Raw genomic sequence first — 19,298 nt, 5'->3', positions numbered from 1 at the left:
GATTTCCTGCTTCCCGCCGCGCTACTCTGGAAGCAGAAATTCAACAAGTGAGGAGTTCCCCGATGCCGGCTCCACGATGGATCGCTAACGCCAACCGGGTTGGGCTCAACCGGATCACGAAGTTCATTGCTCCCTGGGCACCGGGATGGGCGGTTGTGATACACCGTGGACGTAAGTCCGGTCGGATCTTCCGAACACCGCTGTGGGCATTCCGGCGCGAAGGCGGGTACGTGATCGCGCTGACGTACGGTCCCGAGTCGGATTGGGTGCGGAATGTTCTCGCCGCCGGTGGTTGCCGGCTCGAGGCCAGGCGGCGGTGCTATGAGGTCGATACCCCTCGTGTGTATCGCGACGAGAGCGCCAGCGACATGCCGCCATTCATCCGGTTCATGCTTCGCACGGTGATCAAGGCGCCGGACTTTCTCAGCGTCGAGGTGGTCCGTGAATTATGTTGAGTGCGGGCGAGATGGCATGGGCACGCCCATTCCCCCGACGAACTCGAGCAGGTACGTGAACCGCGCGTGCTGAGCGGATGGGAGGCTTGTTCCGTGCTGCTTCAGTTTCTCGCCGCCTCCGGCGTGCTCGCCGTGTTGACCATGGTGCCTGGTCCGGACATGGCCGTCGTGACGAAACGGGCCGTCGGATCCAGCTGGCAAGATGGCTTGCGGACGGTCGGCGGTATCACTATCGGGTTGCTGATGTGGGGCCTGCTCACCGTCGTAGGACTGGCCGCGATTGTGGCAGCCTCCGCAATGGTCTACACCGTCGTCAAACTGGCAGGAGCTGCCTATCTGGTGTTCCTCGGCGCCCAAGCGCTGCTCCACAGTCGCCGCGCTCACTCGGTAGCCGTGGCGGCCGCCGTTCCGTCTCCAGTGGGCAACCCGTGGCGGACCGGGTTGGTCAGCAACCTGTTCAACCCGAAGATCGCTGTCTTCTATACCGGCCTGCTGCCGACTCTCGCGCCGTCGGGCCTGTCTCCGCACCTCGGGATGATGTTGCTGGTTCTCATGCACGCGGTGCTCACCCTCGGATGGCTGGGCGGCTATGTGATGCTGCTGGCCAAGGCCCGTGCCTTCTTCGAAAGGCTCGCCGTACGCCGGGCCATGGACCGGGTGACCGGGGTCGTCCTGATCGGGTTCGGTGTGAAAGTCGCGGCCTCCCAGCCCTGACATACGCGCTATGCCGCTGATCGGTTGTCCGGCAAAGCCGCTCGATGAGGTCGGCCTGAAACGCATCGCCGCCTACCGCCAGCTGACCACGACAGTCCGGGCCCCCCGACACCGGCAACCTGCGCGACGACGTCCTCGAACTGCTACGGGGGGCCAACCGTCACTGGAGCTCCTCCCTCGGCGCAATTCTGCGGGAGCTCCTTGCGGCAGCCGGTGGCGCCGCCGAACTCTTGGCCCAGCTGCCGGAACAGTCACCCGACGCCACAGCCGCCACCTGGCTGACCATCTTGGGACGCGCCGTCGCGCGCGGTGAAGCCGCGCCAGAAGCGCTCCACCCACGAGTCGCCACCGTCGCAATCGTCCTGTTGCGCAACGAATTCGTGGTGCGTGGCGTCCCGACCGCCCCCGACGACGTCCTTGTCGAGATAGTCGACGAGGTGTATCTGCCGCTGGTCCGGCAACGCGGCGCCACACCGAGCTGATCTTCGGCGCGGCGCCGAGTCCCACCGTGCAGCAGATCGCCGCCGAACTCGGGATCAAGCGTGTCACCGGTGAGTTGGTGATCTCGGTCGGCTACCGCCTGGCCCCCGAACATCCGTTCCCCGCCGCGCATGACGACATCTACGCGGTGCTGACTTGGGCGGCCGAGCATGCGGACGAGCTCGGCATCGACCCGGCGCGGATCGCGATCGGAGGCCACAGCTCCGGCGCGGGGCTCGCGGCCGCGGTGGCGTTGCGGGCGCGTGACGAGCAGGGGCCGCCGATCCGCTTCCAATTGCTGCACCAGCCCGGCCTCGATGACCGCCAGCAGGCATGGTCGGCAAGGCATTACACCGATACGCCCTTCTTGACTCGCGGCAAAGTCGCCCAGATGTGGGGGCACTATCTGGGCTCTACGCCCGCCACGCCGTACGCCGCCGCGGCGCGGGCCACCGATCTGTCCGGCCTGCCACCCGCCTACATCGCCTGCGCGGAGTTCTGCCCGAACCGTGACGAAGGCATCGACTACGGGCTGCGGTTGCTGCAGGCGGGAGTGCCGGTCGAATTGCATCAGTGGCCGGGAACGTTCCACGGATCGCAGGCGATCCTGTCCGCGGACGTGTCCCAGCGGCAGAACGCCGAACTCGCCGCGGTCTTGCGCCGCGCCCTGGTCGAATGCGGCTCGTGGACAACGTAGCTCGTCACCCGGAGCAGTTCGAATTATCGAAATATTCAGGTGCAGGCTATGGAAGACAGCGGCCGACGAGAGCATCACGAACAGCCCGGAGGGCGCATCATGCGAGGCAAAGTTCCATTACGAGTTCAAATCCTGGCCGCACTCTCGACCGAGCCGGACTGGGATTCGATCACCCCTGATCAGGTCGCCGAACTACGCGAAGCACAGAACCGCAAGCGCCGGTCCGTGCTCGGCGGGCTCGCCACCGGCAGGCCCGATCGTGGTGCACGGATCACCACACACGCACTCGATCTCCCGGGGCGTCGGCTGGACGTCCGCGTGTACCAGCCCGAGCGGGGAGGTTCGGCGATGCCGCTGATCGTGGCCTTCCACGGCGGCGGATTCATCGGCGGCGCACCTGCTGGAGCGCCGGTTCACGACGAGACCGACGAAGACAGGAGAGCGATGACCACCATCGACGTTGCCGAGTCGAGGGAGCAGTCCCCACCATCATCGGATGCCGATTCGGCGGCGGGACAGAGCGTGACAGGGTTGCTGCGCCCTCACCTGGGGAGTTTCGCCGCCGTGGTGATCCTGCAGGTCATCGGCGCGTTTCCATCGGCCGCATGCCGTCGTACAGCGTCTTGCCCAGCACCCGCGTTACGTATGGCAGTAATACTCGGTTGAACAGAAGCCCGCCGTCGGAGTACGGGTGCGGGTCGACCTCGCTCGAGCTGACCACGGCGAGCCGACGCACCCGTGCCGTTGCATCGCGGTGACAAAATTGGCCGCACCACGCGAATAGGCGCTGATCGGTTCTTTTCCAGCGGGCACCCCGAGCGTCGACAGCACCGCATCCCGCCCGGCCACGGCGGCATCGACGGCCACCGGATCGAGCACGTCGGTTCCGATTACCTCGAGCCGATCATGGTGCAGCGGAAATGAGTCCGGCTGCCGGGTGAGCGCGGCGACCTGATGTCCGGCGGCGAGTGCCTGGCCGGTGAGCAGGCGGCCGGTGGGGCCATTGGCCGGCGACCGCGCCCCTGTGACAGGCCGGCCACGTGACGTGCGGCACCGATCGCGGGTGTCGCAACCGGGCCGAGCCGGCGTCTGGTGTGTGCGGCACAGTCGAGAGCAACCAGACAGGAGTTGGCTATGGGCGAGCAGACTGATCAGGAATCGAGAAGCGCCGGTCACCGAGCAGCGCTTAGCGTTACTGCCATGAACATCAGCACTGATCAGACCACTATCGAGTCCGTCATCCTCGAGGTGTCCGACACCGCGGCCGCCGCGGCCTTCTACGCCGCCGCGTTCGGCCTCGGCGACAAGGTGCGCGTCCGCGCCTCGGAGGCGCCGACGACCGGCTTTCGTGGCTTCATACTGTCGCTCGTGGTGTCTCAGCCGAGCACCGTCGACAGCCTCATCGGCACCGCTGCCGACGCGGGCGCGACGACGCTGAAGCCTGCCAAGAAGAGCTTCTGGGGCTATGGCGGCGTCGTCCAGGCTCCGGACGGTGCGATCTGGAAGGTCGCGACGTCGTCGAAGAAGGACACCGGCCCAGCCACCAGGGATGTCGACGATTTCGTGGTGCTCCTCGGGGTCGACAACGTCAAGGCGACCAAGCAGTACTACGTCGACCGCGGCCTGGCCGTGGCGAAGAGCTTCGGCAGCAAGTACGTCGAGTTCGACACCCCACCGTCTTCGGTCAAGCTGGCGCTCTACGGGCGCCGTGCCGCCGCCAAGGACGCAGGCGTCCCACCGGAGGGGACCGGGTCGCACCGGATCGTCATCGGCGGCGGTATCGGGCCCTTTGCCGACCCGGACGGGTTCGCGTGGGAGGTCGCCCCGGTCTGAGCCGGTCGGTCTGTTCGTCCATCGAGTATCGAAGCCGGCGGCCCGTCGAAGCCCGGCACCTACTTGCGCGACAGCGGTATCGGCGACCGGCTCGAAGCTGGACGCCGATACCTGTCACGTCAGGCCGGTGACGTGCCGACCCCGCCGAGATGCCGGGCGAAGAACCGGGCCGAGTTGTCGACCTCGAACCGAGGCACCTGGTTATGCCTGCCCGGGTAGGCGTGCAACGTCTTTTCCTTCGAGGCGCAGGCGTCGAACAACGCGAGACCGGTTCGGCGGTCGATTTCCTCGTCGTCCCACGGGAGCAGGAACTCGATCGGGATGGTGATCCGTCTCGCCGCCTCGGTCAGGGCCTCGAACACCAAGACCCCACCGAAGGCCGCGGCGGTGATCCGGGGTTCGATCGCCGCCAACAGCAGCCCGATCGCGGTGCCCAACGTCATGCCGCCGTACCCGACCGGCGCTTCCGTCCCGACCTCGGGCAGTGCCTGGAGGGCGTCCAGGGTTGCCTGCCATTCCGGCACGGCACGCTCGGCCAGTGAGGTGTTGTAGTCGACGACGATCGGGGCGATCGGCTCGCCTGCCGCCCGAGCCCGCAGGAGAGCGGCGACCCACTGTTGGTCCTGCGTGTTTCGTGGTCGGTCGCCATAGTGTTGCCTTTCGGGATTGCCTTGTTGTTCAGGCGCTCCCGGCGACACCTACGTCAACCGCCCGACCGTGAACACGAGGGGAGCACCCACATGGATACAGCGTTCATGGGTCTCACCTCCTCGCGCGATGTCACGGCTTCCCGCACGCTAACAGCCCGAACATCGTCCCGCCCAACCATTTTTCCGCCGATCAACTGACGGGCCGATGCGCTCATCTGCCGCTGGGCGCGCGTTCGGCGGCATTTCGCGTGGAATCGGCGACGTGGCAACTCGACACCCGCACATAGCCGATTATCGTGCGCTCGTCACCGGCCGCTGATGTCGTACGGCGGGCATCGAATGTGACGAAGTCCAACCGTGGAACGTGACGCACGTCATTGCACAAGAAGGCATGGTTGGGCATCGTGATCAATTCGTTATCGGAAAGAACCTGGTTGGAGATGCCCGAATGGCCGACCACAATTTTGCTTACGACCTCACGCTGGACGAGGCACGACGGCGCAGCGCCGTCGTGGCGGCGCTCGGTGACGACTGGGATCCGGTCGCGGTGCTCGCCGAGGAAGATCTGGCGTACGACATGCTGTACTCGAATCTCGACGATGAGCAGCAGCGGATCTACGGGGACCTCGTCCGGGCCGGGATCCTGCCGGATCGGGCGACGCGCCATATTGCCGACTGATCTCACCGCCGAGCACGGACCATGACTGGTGTTCGGCGTGTTGCCTCCGGCGAGTCGTGACCTGGCTGCTCCGGCTCGGCTGAGTTTCGTGGGCAGCGGATGCGCAGTAATGCCGCTGGGCGAGCGGTCGCGCGCCAGCAGCGTCGGGCTCGGAGCATCCTGGATCAGCCGATGGCATGCTGTCGCCGGAGCTTCGCGGTAACCCGGTCGGTGAAATCCCACTGGTCGGCGGGGTCGCACGACAGAATGTCGCCATGCGAACATTTGCCCGATTGTTGCAGTCTGCCGTCGTCGGGGCACTGGTCGTGGCGGCCGGTCATGGCGTCACGGCCGCCCCCGCCGCGAGCGACATCCATATTCAGTTGCCCTGGCTGACTGCCGAGCCGGACGCAGTGCAGGCGTCGGGAGCAGCGCTGGCAGACGGAATCACCGGCACGGTGCTGTGGTCGCGACGGCCGAACACTCCGGTCCCGATAGCCAGCATCACGAAGGTGATGACGGCACTGGTCGTGATCAACGCCGGCGACCTCGACCGGACTATTACCGTGCCGCAAGAAATCATCGCCTACGGCACCAAGTACGACGGAAGCAACGCAGGCTTGGTCCCCGGCGAGGTGCTCACCGCACGACAGCTCCTATACGCGATGATGCTGCCGTCCGGCTGCGACGCCGCCTATACCCTTGCCGAGGCCTACGGGCCCGGCCAAGACGGCTTCATCGCCAAAATGAATGACACCGCGCGTCAAATGGGCCTGGCGGGAACATATTTCACCGACCCCAGCGGGCTGCCCGCCCCCACCGACCACTCCACCTACTCCACACCGGCGGACCTGGTGGCCCTCGGCCTGCGCGCGATGAGCCTGCCGGTGTTCCGCGACATCGTCAGGTCGCAGAGCTATCACCTGCCCGCCGGCCCGGGCAACCGCGATCATCTCTGGCAGACCACGAACAGGATGCTGCACGACTATCCCGGCACTATCGGCATCAAAACCGGATACACCGACGCTGCGGGAACCTGCCTGCTGTTCGAGACCATCAGGGCAGGAATACCGCTGATCGGTGTGGTCCTGCACAGCTCACTCGACAGCGACGTCGCCGCAAAGGACGACGCCGAGCGCATGCTGAACTGGGCCTACGACCCGATCCTCAGCGCGTTGGCGATCAGCTAGCGCCGGATGCGGCTCGTGATGCTGCGGGACGGAACCGTTTGAACGGCTGCTCATCGGTGTAAGTCGTTTCGTGTCAAGCAGTTCGGTTGATGCCCCGCCGAAGGCGACGGTTGCGTTCATCGCGTGGGCGCATGGTGTGCGGCCGCTTGTCCGACGCTTTCGTCTTCCAGCGGGAATCGAGGTCGGCGACAATTTGGAGGTTCCGCTCCCTCCGCTGGTCCGATTGGTGAAGGATCTTCACCAATCACGGTCGACCGCACCCACCATCGGGCCCTGTGACCGCGCAGGGCCGGTAGCGGGCGTCCGGCGCCACCGAACTCCAGGTAGGACAGCTGGCGGCCGACGTGCTTGCTGGACGCACGGCGGTTCGGCTCGCCGGCGACGTTCTTGCGCAACGTTCTTGCGCAACAAGCTCATTGCGATGTGGCGGCAGCCGATTTCACAGTGTCGGTCAGATACGGCGGGATAGACTGGCTAGCACATCGTTCGGATCGTCGGGCACCGGAGAGAACTGTGGACCCACTTCTGTTGGCGGCAGGTACGACGCTGGTGACGGCGATGGCGACCGACGGGTGGAGGGAGGTTCGCGCCGGAGCGGTTGCGCTGTGGCGGCGAGTCCATCCGGAGCGTGCGCCGGCCATCGAGGCAGAGTTGGAGGAAGTTCGGGGGGAGGTTCTGGAGGCTCGTGCCGCGGGCAACGCGGACATCGAGCGCGAGCTGGCCAGGGACTGGCAACGCAGATTGGGTCGACTGGTGGCCGCCGATCCCGGTCTCGAGCCGGAACTGCGCAGCGTGTTGGACGAGCAGTGGACCCCGGCACTCTCGGCCGCCGAGCAGGTTCGGGTGCAGCACATCGTGCAGACCGCGACCGTGTCCGGCCACGGGCGGGTGTTCCAGGCCGGCGGAGACCAATACAACAGCGGCACATGAGTGTTCCTGACCTCGAAGCGAATCCGCCTGGTGACCACAACGAGAATCCGACTCGACAGGCAACGCAAGAAGCGCTGGTATCCGGTCACGGCAGGGTGTTTCAAGCCCTCGGCGATCAACACAATCAGTTCATCACCGTCGGCAACGTCGAGCGTGTCGTGCCAAGACAGCTTCCGCCGGCGCCACGGCGGTTCGCTGGACGTGAGGTGGAGCTGGGTGTACTGACGGACATGCTGGACACTGCCGCGGAATCGGGTGCAACCGTGGTGGTCTCGGCGATAGGCGGTGTCGGCGGGATCGGGAAGACCTGGCTATCAGTGCACTGGGCACATGAGCATCTGGAGTGGTTCCCCGACGGGCAGTTGTTCGTCGATCTGCGGGGATTCGCTCCGACCGGTGAGCCGATGTCGGTCGGTGAGGCTGTGCGGGGCTTTCTGCATGCTCTTGGTGAAGACCCGGCCACATTGCCGGTCGACCTGGACGCTCAGGTCGGACTGTATCGCAGCCTGGTAGCGGACCGGCGGATGCTGATTGTGTTGGACAATGCCCGTGACACCCCACAGATTGCCCCGCTGCTGCCAGGGGGCCAGGCATGTACGGTGGTCGTGACCAGTCGCAACCATCTGCCCGGGCTGGTCACAGTCCACGGGGCTTGGTCGGTGGATCTGGCGGTGCTGTCCGAGGCCGAGTCACGTCAACTGCTGGCTGATCACCTGGGTGCCGACCGGGTAGCCGCCGAGCCGGACGCCGTGGCCGAGTTGCTGAAGTACTGTGCGGGATTACCGTTGGCGCTCAGTATCGTGGCCGCCCGCGCTACCACTCACGCGCTTTTTCCTTTAGCTGCGCTGGCCGAGGAATTGCGTGATCAGAAAGCGCGGCTCGACGGTTTGAATGCCGGGGAGATCCCGTTGAACCTGCGGGCGGTGTTCTCGTGTTCATACCGGGCGCTGCCTCGTGACATCGCCGGGCTGTTCGGGCTGCTGAGTCTTGCCCCGGGACCGGACATCAGCCTTCCAGCGGCGGCCGAGCTGGCGGGATTGCCCGTGACCGATGCTCGGGCACTGCTGCGTGAGCTGGAAACCGCTCACCTTGTGTCTCAGCCGGTGCTCGGTCGCTACCGTTTCCACGATCTACTCCGGCTGTATGCGACCGAACAAGCCCGGCATCACCTGCCCGAAAGCAGTCGGCACGCAGCGCTCCGGCGGTTGATGGACTTCTTCCTGCACACCGCCCACACCGCCGAGCGTCTCCTGGATCCGCACCGTCACCCGATCGAGATCGACGCGTCCGGCCCTGATTGCCATCCGCTTCCCTTGCCTCACCAGACGGCAGCGGACGCCTGGCTCGAAGCCGAGCACGCCAATCTGCTGGCTGGGCAGCAGATCGCGGCCGAGCTGGGCTGGCACGCCGTGGTGTGGCAGTTGGCCTGGTCTCTCGACACCTTTCACTACCGGCGAGGACATCTGCACGAATGGCGCTCGACCTGGGAGGCCGGGCTGATCTCTGCACGCGAATTCGGGGCCCCTGCGGTGATCTCATTGGCGCACCGGCTTCTCGGCGACGCTCACCTCAATCTGGGCAACCACAACGAAGCGCTTCGCCAGTTGGGCCATGCCTTGAGGGTGGCCGAGGATGCCGCCGACCTTTCCGCGCAGGCCCATGCCCACCGCATTCTCACCTGGGCGTGCGGACGGCAGGGCGACGACCGGCGTGCGCTGGAGCACGCCGCAAGCGCGCTACGGCTGTATCAAGCTCTGGACCTGCGGGCTCGGGAAGCCGCGATGCTCAACGCGATGGGTTGGTTCGAGTCCCGGATCGGCGACTTCGAGCAGGCACAAGTCCACTGTGCGGCGGCGCTTCACCTGTGCCGCCAGCAGGAGTACCGCGTGGGTGAGGCAAATACACTGGTCAGCCTGGGGTATGTGGCTCAGCGCACCGGTCGGCTCGATGGCGCTCTCGACTTCTATCAGGCTGCTCTCGCGCTGTTCCGTGTTCTCAACAGCACGTATTACCAAGCGGACACCCTCGACCGTATCGGTCAGATCCACGCCGCGACGGGCCACTCCGACCAGGCTCGAGAAGCTTGGTCCGAGGCCCTATCGATATACAAGGACAAGCACCGTCCGACCGACGCGGATCGCGTCCAACAAGAAATCGACAACCTCATCGAAGGCGTTCGGTGATCGAGACCAGGTCCGTCAGACGTAGATCACTCGATCCAGTGCGGACCGGCGAAGGTGCCGAGAGCGCTCGAGGTTTCGGGTGATGTTGAGCCGCTTGAGCCAGCGGTCGGTTCCTCGATAGGTGGGCGTGAACGACGACCTGCCGTGCACCGCGCGTCGGTTGTCCAGCACCAGGAAGTCACCCGATCGCAGCGGTAGGTGGATCAGGCTTTCGTCGATCACCCGCCGCAGCGCCTCGACCGCCTCGCTGATCCCGTCGACATCGTCCGGCCAGTCGACATAATCCTGGTCGAACCTCAAGTAGGGATCTGCTGGGCTGCCGAAGCGCCGGCGATTGCAGACCGTCGGTGATGGGCCGATCCGCGCCTCATCGATCGGATAGCCGCGCACCAGACAAGCAGGTGATCGGCCGCTTACTCGGAAGTCCTCCATGAAGAGCCGCAGGTCGTGCGGCAACGCGTTCGCCCGCACCGCCACGTGGGCCAGAAACTCTCCGTCGTCGATGTGCTCGGCGAGTTCGCTCAGTGAGATTGTGAGCTTGTTCAGGTGTTCGATATCGCTGGCGGACAACGTATATTCCGCAACCGCGGGTGCGCCCCCTGGCATGTTCATCGCGGTCAGTCCGGTTCCGTCAGGGGCCACCACACCGAAAAGAAAGCCAGATCCCCCTCGGGATTGGTGTTGCTGAAGATGTGGTCGACGTTGCGCGGAATGAAGACGACGTCTCCCTGGCGCACCGGCGAAACACACTGGCCCACGACGACCTCACCGAATCCGCGGTAGATGAACGCGATCTCGTCTTGGTCATGTATGTCCGGGTCGCATTGCTCACCCGCCGAGATGCAACAAGTCATCGCACCGAACGGGAGAAGCCCGGACTCCGGAACAAGTCCAGCCTCTGGCCAGGGAAACACGTAGTCTTCGACAAATCGACGATGGGGACTCTGATCGATGAGATTCTTCCGGGCAACGACGGCTCGAAGTGGTGACTCACCAGTCATATAGCGATTTTGATCGATTCACCGATGGTAGTCAATTGCCAACGAGCACAAGTTGTTTGATCGCAGAATCATCGCTGTCGACCGTAAAATTTTCGCGAGGCCCGCGGGGTGAGCTGAGCGTCGGCGCTGATTTCGGCACGGTCCGTGCGGGTCGACTCGAGGTTCAGCCTTGGGCCTCCTCGATCAGCTCGGGCGCATAGCCGAACAGACCGGGGAGACCTCCCGTGTGGACGAACACCACCGTTTCAGTGGCCGGGATGTCGCCGGTGCGTACCGCGTCGATGAGGGCCGCGGCGGCCTTACCGGTGTAGACCGGGTCCAGAGTGATTCCCTCGGTGCGGCCGAACAGCCGGATCGCGTCCCACACCACAGGCGTGGGCAATCCGTAGCCGTCGCCGAGCGCGCGGTCGGTCACCCGGACGTGGTCCAGTCTCGGAGCCCGAACGCCGAGCAGTGCGGCTGCATCGCTGACGAGTCGTTCGATGTCGGCCGAGCACTCCGGCACGGTGTTCGACACGGACGCCGCGTCGACGATCACCGGCCAGTCCAGCAGCGCTGTGCCGAGCGCGAGGCCGGCCGCGGTACCAGCACTGCCGATCGCGCACACGATCCGGTTTGTCTTCGCTACCTTCGCAAGCTGGTCCCTCAGCTCGATGGCGGCGGCAAGATAGCCGAGTACGCCAACACCATCGGATCCTCCAATCGGAAGCGGGACGACCTTGCGACCCGCGCTCGACAATTCTTCGACGATCCGCTGATAGGTCGCCTCAGCATGCGCGCCATCGTCGCAGACGTGCACCCGCGCACCGAAGAGCAGGTCGAGCGCGACGTTGCCGGACCGCTCGTACGCCTCGCCGTCCCGAGGCGCCGTGAGCGAACGTGACCCGGGCAACCGGGTCACCTGCCTGGTCAGAACCAGCTCGCACCGCAGCCCGAGACGGGCACACGCGGCCGCGGTCTGTCGGCCGTGATTGGTCTGCACTCCGCCGAAGGTCACGATCGTGTCGGCGCCATCGGCGAGCGCCGCACCTAGCAGGAACTCGAGCTTGCGCAGCTTGTTCCCGCCGACCCCGAGCCCGTTGACGTCATCCCGCTTGACAAGAATGCGCGGCCCGCCGAGCGCCTTCGACAGACGTGGGCAGTCTTCCAGAGGTGTCGGCCAATTGCCCAGAGGAACCCTGTCGAAACGGGCTAGATCGACCGGGATCTCGGCCATCGGTGCCTCCTTGTCATCAGCGGGAAAGTACTGCTCTCCTTATTGCTCGGCGTCCGAGGTAACCACACGCAGCAGGATGCGGCGCCGCGATTGGACGCCGAGCGAGGTCCGAAAAGGGTTGCGCAGAGGAAGTCCCACCCGCCCCAGCACGATGCCCTCGAGCTTCATCCTCCCAGCTTGGCACATAGGACCCGCACCCGACGGCCACTTCCCCGAGCTCATCCGCACCGAGCTGGCTGTCCCGATACTTCCCGGGCCACCGCCGAGTATCCCCCGAACGCGCCTGCGGCAGCGCCGAGTGGACCGTTCCCGGTTCGGTGGACATGAGAATTGATGCCGCCCGCCTGAGCCCTGTACTCCTCGGTGAAATGCGCCGCGTCGAACCCGACTCGAGACTCCCGTACTACCGCGATCTTCCTCGGAGAAGGGCGTCGGAACGCACTGTCGCAGTCGATGCGTGAGCGTTACTGGATCTCGTGTCGTTCACACTGGGAGCGTGAGAACACCTCGTGGCGGAATCCCGCGGCGTCCGATGCGACTGTCGCCTGGTGAAGTGCTCGTATCGATCACTTGCGCAATGGATCTCGCCGATCTGATTGTCGATGACGACCGCGCCCAGGTGGCGCCGCACCGGGACCGCCCACCAGATCTGAACAGGTGGCGCGTTCGTCAACCACCCGGTATCTGGCGAAACGAATCGGAGGTGATCGAAGAGCGAAACGCAGAAATCCGAAGGCTGCGAGGAAAGGTGATCTGGGGCCGAGAGTTCCAGCGGGGGCAGGCAGGACTGCTGAAGGAGGACGGCGCGGAGTCTGTGCGGTTGGCGACAGACGGCACAATCTCTTGTACCTACGAGTCACGCCTCGATGGGCATCGCTCCGCTGGTGAGTTGATCGAAACGTTGGGCTCGCACCGTGAATCAGCGAGGAGTCGTTTCCGGGAAACCGTGCTCGATCTGTTCCCCGACACACGGGCAGTGTCAGCACTTCTCGACGGTCCGAGCGCAGCACCCGTGCAAGCCGACTCGATCGAACCCGAATCCCTGGATTCATCGATGTTCGACTACACGCTGATCGCGGTTCGTCACTTCAAAGACCCACGAGGGCGAAAGGTATCTCTCGACATCGTCTTGACGTCGCCGGAACTTGCCGGGATCTTCAATGAGACACCGTGGTTCACGAGCTACGGTGACCGTCATCGCGAATCGGTCGAATCCCAGGCCATGGGCTACCGGAAGGACGAATTGTTCCTCGTGGGCCGGAAGTCGTCGGTGATCGTGTGTGAGCGAATCTGGTCTGCCGACGATAGCCTTCACATGTACTTCGAAGACCTGGTTCTGCTTGTCCAGCACTACTTGTCCTGTCGCGCTCACCTTCGGCAGTTACTGATGACAACCCGGTCTCGGCTGTCCGTTGATCAACTCGGCAGCAGGTCGTCCGAGCGCATCGCGCAGGACGTGCTTGTCTTGCGCCTCAATCTGATGACGGCCCAATTGGCGCTGGACCAGCACACCCTGATCGATCAGGGCTTCACCCGCACACTTGCCGAGCGGTTGCGGTGGGAACTGGGCATCGACACATCCGTGCGAATGGTGGAGGACTGGCTCTCGACCAGCGAAGCCATCGAATTGCGGGAGTCGATCAATGCAGCCCAGCGGTCCAGTGCGCTCGCCGCCAGGAACAACATCCTCCAGACCACAGCCGTCGTACTCGCGATCGCGGCGCTCGTCGCGACGGTGGTAATTGCGCTCGCCAGTTGACACAACAGCTCTGGTAGCTCGGTGCCCCGGTGAATCGAAATGACTTCGGGTCCAACATTTTGTCCCGGGAGCGGGCTCGGGCTGGAGTGAGGAGTAATCGGGCGGTGCCGGATTATGGGCCGTGGTACACGGCGATTGCGGCGTGCCACACAGTGAATGGAACAAGCCACCACATCAATACGCCTACGGCGAGTCCCCATACCGGCGATAGCCGGCGACCATCCGGCTGCATCCGCAGTCTCGATAGAACGGCCGCCGCCGGCACCGAGCTCCCCAGTGCTGACACGAAGCCGATCGGCGGAAGCAAGGCGAACAACGAATCACCCCCATTACACAGGTATCCGGGGTCATCGTCACCGCAGCCATCGCTGGCCATACCGAACGGGAGCATCAGAAAATATGTGAGCATCAGACCGTGAGCAAAGATGGTCCGCCACCTGGACCAGAAGGGTGTCCAACTCGACGATCGCTGCCGTGACATGTTGCCTGAGTCGACTCGAAACGGCTTCCACGGCTTACCCATTCCTACAACGTGCCCCCAATGCTTATCAACTTCTTACCAACTACTTGTAGCGGGTCAGCGCTGCGGGCACGCATCGTCGGTGCTGATCGAAAGCGGCTTCGCCAGTGGATTTCCTATGCCTCACCACCTCTCGTTCGCCGAAAACCGGCCGGTGAACTCTCAGCATGACAGTTGTATTGCGTTGTTTTGTAATCGTTTCCGCTGGGCGGAGTTGCCGGGCGTGTGCTCGAGGTCGGCGTCGCCAGTCGCAGGCGGCCGCGGCGCGCAGCTCGCTCAGCAACTGTCGGCTGGTTCTGGCACTCAGGACGTCTGAGCGCCCGTCAACCAGGTGCTGCCCGCGCGGAGGATGCTTATCGCCGATGAATATCGAAGAAAGCGGCTGGGTGGTGGACAGTTCGGTCTTGTATGCCTTGTCCGAATCGAAAGGCTGATGAGTTCGGAGGCAGTGGTGGAGCTGGCCGAGCATCTTGTTGAACAGGTGCCGTAGCGCTGCGGTCGTCGTGGGCTCGTCGGCGTTGGTAGTGCGCGCGAGCAGGGATGGAGTTGACCGAGGCGGAGAACGCCCAGACCCGGCCGACTGCACAGTTTCCGGTCGATGATGACCGTGCTACCCGGTCGGCGCGACATTGCCACGGCATCTGCCACGATATCGGTGAGCATCTCGTCCACCGACGGCTCGTCGAGTCGCCACAGCTGGTGGTGTACTACGAAGTCCAGGTCGCCGGGCTCCCGCGCCCACACGCCGAACCACGCCTTGGCCAGTGCACTGCCGCGCAGGACCAGACGCGGCGACCACGGCGACTGCGCGATCGCGGCGAGTACATGATCGATTGCCTCCCGCCGGGCGGTCAACCAGCAGGCGCCGTCCTCGGGCTCGGTGAAGTACCAGGGAAGGTGAGCAGTCACGGCGCCACCGCCGGCTCGATGATCCAGCCCTCGTCGGCCGATTCGTTCGTGTCGTACACCACGAATTCCCGCTCGACGGACAGGATCCGGTAGTCCGCCAGCACCGCCAGCAGATCCGCCAGCCGGGCCTCGGCGGTCTGGTCACCCACCGCCCGGCAGCGCTGGGTGACGAACCGCTCGGTCCGGCCGTCCGGCCGAGCCCGCCGCGCATTCACGGATGCGTGCGCCCGGTGCCTGACGACCGCCGGGGCCAAATCTTCCGGCTCTGTGCCGGCGGGCAGCAACAGCTTGATGTGGTGTTCGAAGTAATACCGCGATCCCAAAACGATGGCGGCCTCGTCGGTGCCGGGCACACCCTCGGCCCACGGCGAAGCAGTGAGGTGTCCGCGGCCAAGGCGCGGGCGATCGCGACACGCTGCTGCCGCCCCCCCCAGAGATCTGCGCCGCGAGACGACGCCACGCACCCGGTAGCGTTACCTGCTGCCGTATCCGAGGACAGCGTTGGAATCGGTGTGGTTCGAATCCCGTGCGGGACTGGCCAGGCAACGTATTCGATGACCGCGGGGGTGTTCGGTCCTGGCGTGCCATGCTGGGGGAATGAAGTCGGCCGCGGCGGAAATGCTCGACGTCCTCGATCAGGTGTTGGCGATCGTGCAGCACGTGCCGCAGGATCTGACCTGGCAATCTCGGTACTCGGATGAGCGCGAACTCGTGGATGATCTGACCGAGCATGCCGGGCGTATCCGGCAGGGAGATGTGAGCCGGTTGCCTGATCTTCGATTCTTGTTCGTGCCGACCGGGCCGCTGTGTGAGATCGCGGCCAGCAGTGGATGGCTGGAAACCTATGCGGTGCTCGGGAACCGGTTCGATGAGTTGCACAGGTGATTCGAGGTCTACCAGGCCGCTCCGGCAGCGTGGTCGACCCAACAGCGGTGATCGACAGGCGTCCTGCCGCGAGCCTGAGCGACTCGGCCACGAGTGGTCACGGCTGCCGAACCCGAACGCGCTGAAATGCCGCCTCGCGAATGCTGCTCTCGCACGGCGATATCGACAACGAGCTGCATGCCTGGATCTCGAGTAGTGGTCGTAGCTGGTCGGCGGGGGTGCGTCGGTGCGCCAAGTATTCTTCTGGCTGGGGACACCAAGGGTGGCGGAGGCAGTAGCTTGGGTTTCGAGGAGCCCTATCCATATGAGGCTCGGTAGGCAATGCGATACGAATTCTGACCAGGATCCCGAACCCCTGCGTAGATGAGACAACCGATTTCCGGCAGCGTCCGGGCCGCCGCCCAAGCCATCGAAGCCGCGCTCCAGAGGACGGCTTCGACGGTCTCGAAGGGATACCGGTCTACCGGTGCCGGGCTGCGGACTGCTGCCGGTCGTCTGCACGCGGCCGATACCCGAGCAGCTCTGAAAATCGGCGGTGTAGCGGTGACAGGGGGCGTCCTCCTCAGCCTGCATGGCGACGAAGAGAAGGAGTATGAAAAGCCGCCTCGTACTGGAACAGCGGAGGACGCGGTAAGAGTCAACAAGTGGTGGAATTCGCTCACTTCTACCGAACAACAAGAAATTCTGGCCGAGGACCCCGCACGGATCGGTAACCTCAACGGTATTCCGGTAGCCGTCCGCAGCGCTGCGAACGAGCGCGTCATGAACGCCGACATCCGCCGGGTCGAGGACATGGCGAAAGCCAAGGGCATGTCGGTCGATGCGATCGAGAAAGACCCGAAGAAATACGGCCTGACAGCCGACGACATTACGCGCTACCACAATGCGATCAACGTCCGAGCCGGCCTGAAGGCCTACAGCGGTCCGAACAAGGCCGATCCCGGGCGGCATCCGCCCTCCCCGTATCCAACCTATCTGTACGTGTACCAGCCGCTCGCGTTCGGGGGAAAGGGCAGGGCCGCGATCAGTATCGGCGATCCGGACACCGCACCCAACACTGCGGTCGTCGTGCCGGGAGCGAGTCAGAGCGTGCGAGCCAGCGACGGATCCGACAAGGGTTGGTTCGCTGTCCAAGGCGAACAAGCGCAGAATCTGTATGTCGAATCCAATAGAGCCGACCCGGATCATCCGACCGCGGTCGTCGCCTGGATGGGATACGACTCGCCGACCGACGGGATCACAGCCGTGCTGAGCGGCGATCCCACCGCTGAGCGCAAGGGCGGAAACCTGCTGGCCGAGGACGTCGACGGGCTGTGGGCGACGCATCAGGGTCCGTCGCACCTGACCGTGGTGGGATACTCCGCCGGGGCCATAGTCGCCGCCGATGCGGCGGCCGCGAGTCAACTGCATGCCAACGACGTGGTACTGCTCGGACCTGTCAGCACCGACGAGGCGCGCAGCGCGGCCGACTTCCACCTGGACCGCGGACAAGTGTACGTCGGTAAAGCATCCAACGACCTGAACGCTTACGCGGGCCATGCCTGGTTGGGCGGTCCCGATCCCATCGGACCGGAGTTCGGTGCCACCCGCATCAAGGCGGAAGCGCCGGAGAGCTACTCGTCGCCGATCGACTACAGCGGGCAGGCCCATCTGCACTACTTCACCGCCGGCAGCGAATCACTGTATGCCGCAGCCCTTATCGCGTCCGGGAACGCCGATCGATTGGGCCCGGACAACATGCTGGCCGAGCACAAGGAGGTGATCCCACTATGGCCGGACGACGACCCCGAAGAGGACCGGACAGGCATCCAGGACAATCACTACCACAGGTCCCAGTAGTAACAGCGCAAACCGCACTCACTGACCGCCTACAACACCGACCCAGATAATCGGCCCGCATTGGAGCCGCGCACCCGTGTGTCGTGTGAATTACGTGCACGAAAACCGGATCAACCTGGGGATTTCCGTGAACGCCGACACTACCGAGCCATCATCCAGTTGGTCGCTGGTCTGCGGAACCCGGGGTACATCAGTCACCGAGTTGCATGGACCGCTACTACCAGCGCAAGAGCTGGCTGGAGTAATGAACCACCGGTGTTCGACTTCCAGGGCCTCCGCAGACCAGCGTTGGTGTCGGCCTTCCGTACGTGGTCGACGTCGTCGAAAGTCTTGTCTGCCCAGACGTGTTCGATGATGTGCCAGTAGCTCTTTGGAATTGTCGACGATTTCGGAAGCGCCGGATGGGCCAGCGGGACGCACTGACCGAACGTCGGAGCTGCGGCTCCGCCGCCACCGATGGCCAGATCATCGAGTCTGAGCCTCCGGGCGATGATGCGCAGCGCTGCCGATGTAGTCGGACTTCAACAACCAGAGGTCTGGACGATGATTCGATCGGGGGAATACAACCTATGGCATCGGGTGCGGCAAGCGGAGAATGGTCCGCGGAGCTGACGATCAGAACTCGATCTCCGCTGGACAGGTTGCAGGGGGTTGCAGATCGAGGCGTGCAGACGCAGGTACTCGGCCCGACCCGCTAATGGATCCCGAAAAGCGTTGCGTACGAACGCGGCACGTGTATGAGTCGTGTAACAGGGGTGTTGTCCCGCCCGAATACCACTGCGTCGCCGCTCGATGTGCGGTGTCGGTGCGATGAGGTCAGGTCTCAGACCGGCTGCCCGGATTCCTCTGACTGTGCGTGCCGAAACACTGGAAGGGTGAGTGCTGTGACGTCTCCGATGCTGACCAAGGGCCAAAATGTGCCGCTGCCGGATGATGTGGACCGTATCGACATAGCGATCGGGCGACCAGGTCAACACTTCGGCGCTACGGAGCGATCGTAAGCGTGCCGAAATCGCTTGGAACGCCGGATATTGCACCGAAATTCAGGTATGAGCAGGCCTGATGGACGGCTGCGCGCAGCTTGTCGATCGGAAGGGCTGTCACGGTCTGTTCACCGCATCTAAGATGAAGCACTCGTGTCAACTCGAACACGGCTGAAAGGTATTCGATGACGAAACCCGGCTTGAAATTCTGGGTCTCCACTGTCGGACTAATTGCGGCGCCACTGGTGATGACCGCACCCGCCGCGGCGGAGGGTTTGCCATTGACCCCGGCGGTGACCGACTCGGCAACCGCGGTTGATGCACCACCGCCGTGCGTCAATTACCCCGGCAACATCCCCTGCAACCTGTCCACATTTTCAAGCTCGATAGGTGTAG

Annotated in this window: 20 protein-coding genes and 1 pseudogene; 13 read left to right on the top strand and 8 right to left on the bottom strand. The window is 64.4% G+C overall.

Going from position 1 to position 19,298, the window contains the following annotated elements:
* Positions 1-62 precede the first annotated feature (62 nt).
* The 5 genes from OHB12_RS14655 (at position 63) to OHB12_RS14635 (ending at position 3,012) form a co-directional block, all read left to right on the top strand.
* On the top strand, positions 63-455 hold the full coding sequence (locus tag OHB12_RS14655; RefSeq protein ID WP_327119857.1) for a nitroreductase family deazaflavin-dependent oxidoreductase: 393 nt from the start codon (positions 63-65) through the stop codon (positions 453-455).
* Positions 456-548: 93 nt separating this feature from the next.
* On the top strand, positions 549-1,169 hold the full coding sequence (locus OHB12_RS14650; protein WP_327119855.1) for a LysE family translocator: 621 nt from the start codon (positions 549-551) through the stop codon (positions 1,167-1,169).
* A gap of 119 nt (positions 1,170-1,288) precedes the next feature.
* Positions 1,289-1,651 carry a TetR-like C-terminal domain-containing protein gene (locus tag OHB12_RS14645; protein WP_327121122.1) on the top strand — a complete coding sequence of 121 codons (363 nt, stop codon included), beginning with the start codon at positions 1,289-1,291 and terminating at the stop codon, positions 1,649-1,651.
* Positions 1,652-1,677: 26 nt separating this feature from the next.
* Positions 1,678-2,346 carry an alpha/beta hydrolase gene (locus OHB12_RS14640; protein WP_327119853.1) on the top strand — a complete coding sequence of 223 codons (669 nt, stop codon included), beginning with the start codon at positions 1,678-1,680 and terminating at the stop codon, positions 2,344-2,346.
* Between the two features lie 99 nt (positions 2,347-2,445).
* Positions 2,446-3,012 (top strand): hypothetical protein, encoded by a 567-nt coding sequence (locus tag OHB12_RS14635; RefSeq protein ID WP_327119851.1) that lies wholly within the window; start codon positions 2,446-2,448, stop codon positions 3,010-3,012.
* Here the strand turns inward: OHB12_RS14635 and OHB12_RS14630 are convergent.
* Positions 2,986-3,522, bottom strand: a complete 537-nt coding sequence (locus tag OHB12_RS14630) for an NAD(P)-dependent oxidoreductase (protein WP_327119849.1) — start codon at positions 3,520-3,522, stop codon at positions 2,986-2,988. The two genes, OHB12_RS14635 and OHB12_RS14630, sit on opposite strands and share 27 nt — an antisense overlap.
* Before the next feature lie 24 nt (positions 3,523-3,546).
* Between OHB12_RS14630 and OHB12_RS14625 the strand changes: the two genes are divergently transcribed.
* Positions 3,547-4,179 carry a glyoxalase gene (locus OHB12_RS14625; RefSeq protein WP_327119847.1) on the top strand — a complete coding sequence of 211 codons (633 nt, stop codon included), beginning with the start codon at positions 3,547-3,549 and terminating at the stop codon, positions 4,177-4,179.
* Between the two features lie 119 nt (positions 4,180-4,298).
* Here the strand turns inward: OHB12_RS14625 and OHB12_RS14620 are convergent.
* Positions 4,299-4,829 (bottom strand): annotated as a pseudogene (locus OHB12_RS14620) (alpha/beta hydrolase); the annotation flags it as partial.
* A 448-nt stretch (positions 4,830-5,277) separates the two neighbouring features.
* Between OHB12_RS14620 and OHB12_RS14615 the strand changes: the two are divergent.
* The 4 genes from OHB12_RS14615 to OHB12_RS14600 all read left to right on the top strand — a co-directional run bounded on the left by OHB12_RS14615 (position 5,278) and on the right by OHB12_RS14600 (position 9,790).
* Positions 5,278-5,508, top strand: a complete 231-nt coding sequence (locus tag OHB12_RS14615; RefSeq protein ID WP_327119845.1) for a DUF6400 family protein — start codon at positions 5,278-5,280, stop codon at positions 5,506-5,508.
* 254 nt (positions 5,509-5,762) lie between these two features.
* Positions 5,763-6,677 carry a D-alanyl-D-alanine carboxypeptidase family protein gene (locus tag OHB12_RS14610; RefSeq protein WP_327119843.1) on the top strand — a complete coding sequence of 305 codons (915 nt, stop codon included), beginning with the start codon at positions 5,763-5,765 and terminating at the stop codon, positions 6,675-6,677.
* Positions 6,678-7,190: 513 nt separating this feature from the next.
* On the top strand, positions 7,191-7,607 hold the full coding sequence (locus OHB12_RS14605) for a hypothetical protein (RefSeq protein WP_327119841.1): 417 nt from the start codon (positions 7,191-7,193) through the stop codon (positions 7,605-7,607).
* Positions 7,604-9,790, top strand: a complete 2,187-nt coding sequence (locus OHB12_RS14600) for an ATP-binding protein (protein WP_327119839.1) — start codon at positions 7,604-7,606, stop codon at positions 9,788-9,790. The genes OHB12_RS14605 and OHB12_RS14600 overlap by 4 nt, the downstream gene beginning before the upstream one ends.
* A 15-nt stretch (positions 9,791-9,805) precedes the next feature.
* Here the strand turns inward: OHB12_RS14600 and OHB12_RS14595 are convergent, their stop codons facing one another.
* From OHB12_RS14595 to OHB12_RS14585, 3 genes are all read right to left on the bottom strand, one after another.
* Positions 9,806-10,360, bottom strand: coding sequence for a TauD/TfdA family dioxygenase (locus OHB12_RS14595; RefSeq protein ID WP_327119837.1), 555 nt, complete (start codon positions 10,358-10,360; stop codon positions 9,806-9,808).
* A gap of 47 nt (positions 10,361-10,407) precedes the next feature.
* Positions 10,408-10,644: a cupin domain-containing protein gene (locus OHB12_RS14590; RefSeq protein ID WP_327119835.1), complete on the bottom strand. Its 237-nt coding sequence runs from the start codon at positions 10,642-10,644 to the stop codon at positions 10,408-10,410.
* 310 nt (positions 10,645-10,954) lie between these two features.
* Positions 10,955-12,007: a D-cysteine desulfhydrase family protein gene (locus tag OHB12_RS14585; RefSeq protein ID WP_327119833.1), complete on the bottom strand. Its 1,053-nt coding sequence runs from the start codon at positions 12,005-12,007 to the stop codon at positions 10,955-10,957.
* 703 nt (positions 12,008-12,710) lie between these two features.
* Between OHB12_RS14585 and OHB12_RS14580 the strand changes: the two genes are divergently transcribed.
* A complete protein-coding gene (locus tag OHB12_RS14580) occupies positions 12,711-13,766 on the top strand; it encodes a hypothetical protein (protein ID WP_327119831.1) in 1,056 nt (351 codons plus the stop codon).
* Positions 13,767-14,589: 823 nt separating this feature from the next.
* Here the strand turns inward: OHB12_RS14580 and OHB12_RS14575 are convergent.
* A complete protein-coding gene (locus tag OHB12_RS14575; RefSeq protein WP_327119829.1) occupies positions 14,590-15,195 on the bottom strand; it encodes a nucleotidyl transferase AbiEii/AbiGii toxin family protein in 606 nt (201 codons plus the stop codon).
* Positions 15,192-15,548: a hypothetical protein gene (locus OHB12_RS14570; RefSeq protein ID WP_327119827.1), complete on the bottom strand. Its 357-nt coding sequence runs from the start codon at positions 15,546-15,548 to the stop codon at positions 15,192-15,194. Before OHB12_RS14570 ends, OHB12_RS14575 begins: the two co-directional genes overlap by 4 nt.
* Before the next feature lie 244 nt (positions 15,549-15,792).
* Here OHB12_RS14570 and OHB12_RS14565 point away from each other — a divergent pair, with 244 nt between their 5' ends.
* Both OHB12_RS14565 and OHB12_RS14560 read left to right on the top strand, forming a co-directional pair.
* Complete coding sequence (locus tag OHB12_RS14565; protein WP_327119826.1) at positions 15,793-16,080, top strand: hypothetical protein; 288 nt, start codon at positions 15,793-15,795, stop codon at positions 16,078-16,080.
* Positions 16,081-16,443: 363 nt separating this feature from the next.
* Positions 16,444-17,919 carry an alpha/beta hydrolase gene (locus OHB12_RS14560; protein ID WP_327119825.1) on the top strand — a complete coding sequence of 492 codons (1,476 nt, stop codon included), beginning with the start codon at positions 16,444-16,446 and terminating at the stop codon, positions 17,917-17,919.
* Positions 17,920-18,903: 984 nt separating this feature from the next.
* Here OHB12_RS14560 and OHB12_RS14555 read toward each other — a convergent pair.
* The gene (locus OHB12_RS14555; RefSeq protein ID WP_327119824.1) at positions 18,904-19,242 is read right to left on the bottom strand and encodes a hypothetical protein; all 339 of its coding nucleotides are present in this window, start codon (positions 19,240-19,242) and stop codon (positions 18,904-18,906) included.
* Between the last annotated feature and the right edge of the window lie 56 nt (positions 19,243-19,298).

This window comes from Nocardia sp. NBC_01730 (assembly GCF_035920445.1).
GTDB lineage: Bacteria > Actinomycetota > Actinomycetes > Mycobacteriales > Mycobacteriaceae > Nocardia.
The sequence above is the reverse complement of the archived record's forward strand: the minus strand, read 5'-3'. Positions and strand labels throughout refer to the sequence as shown.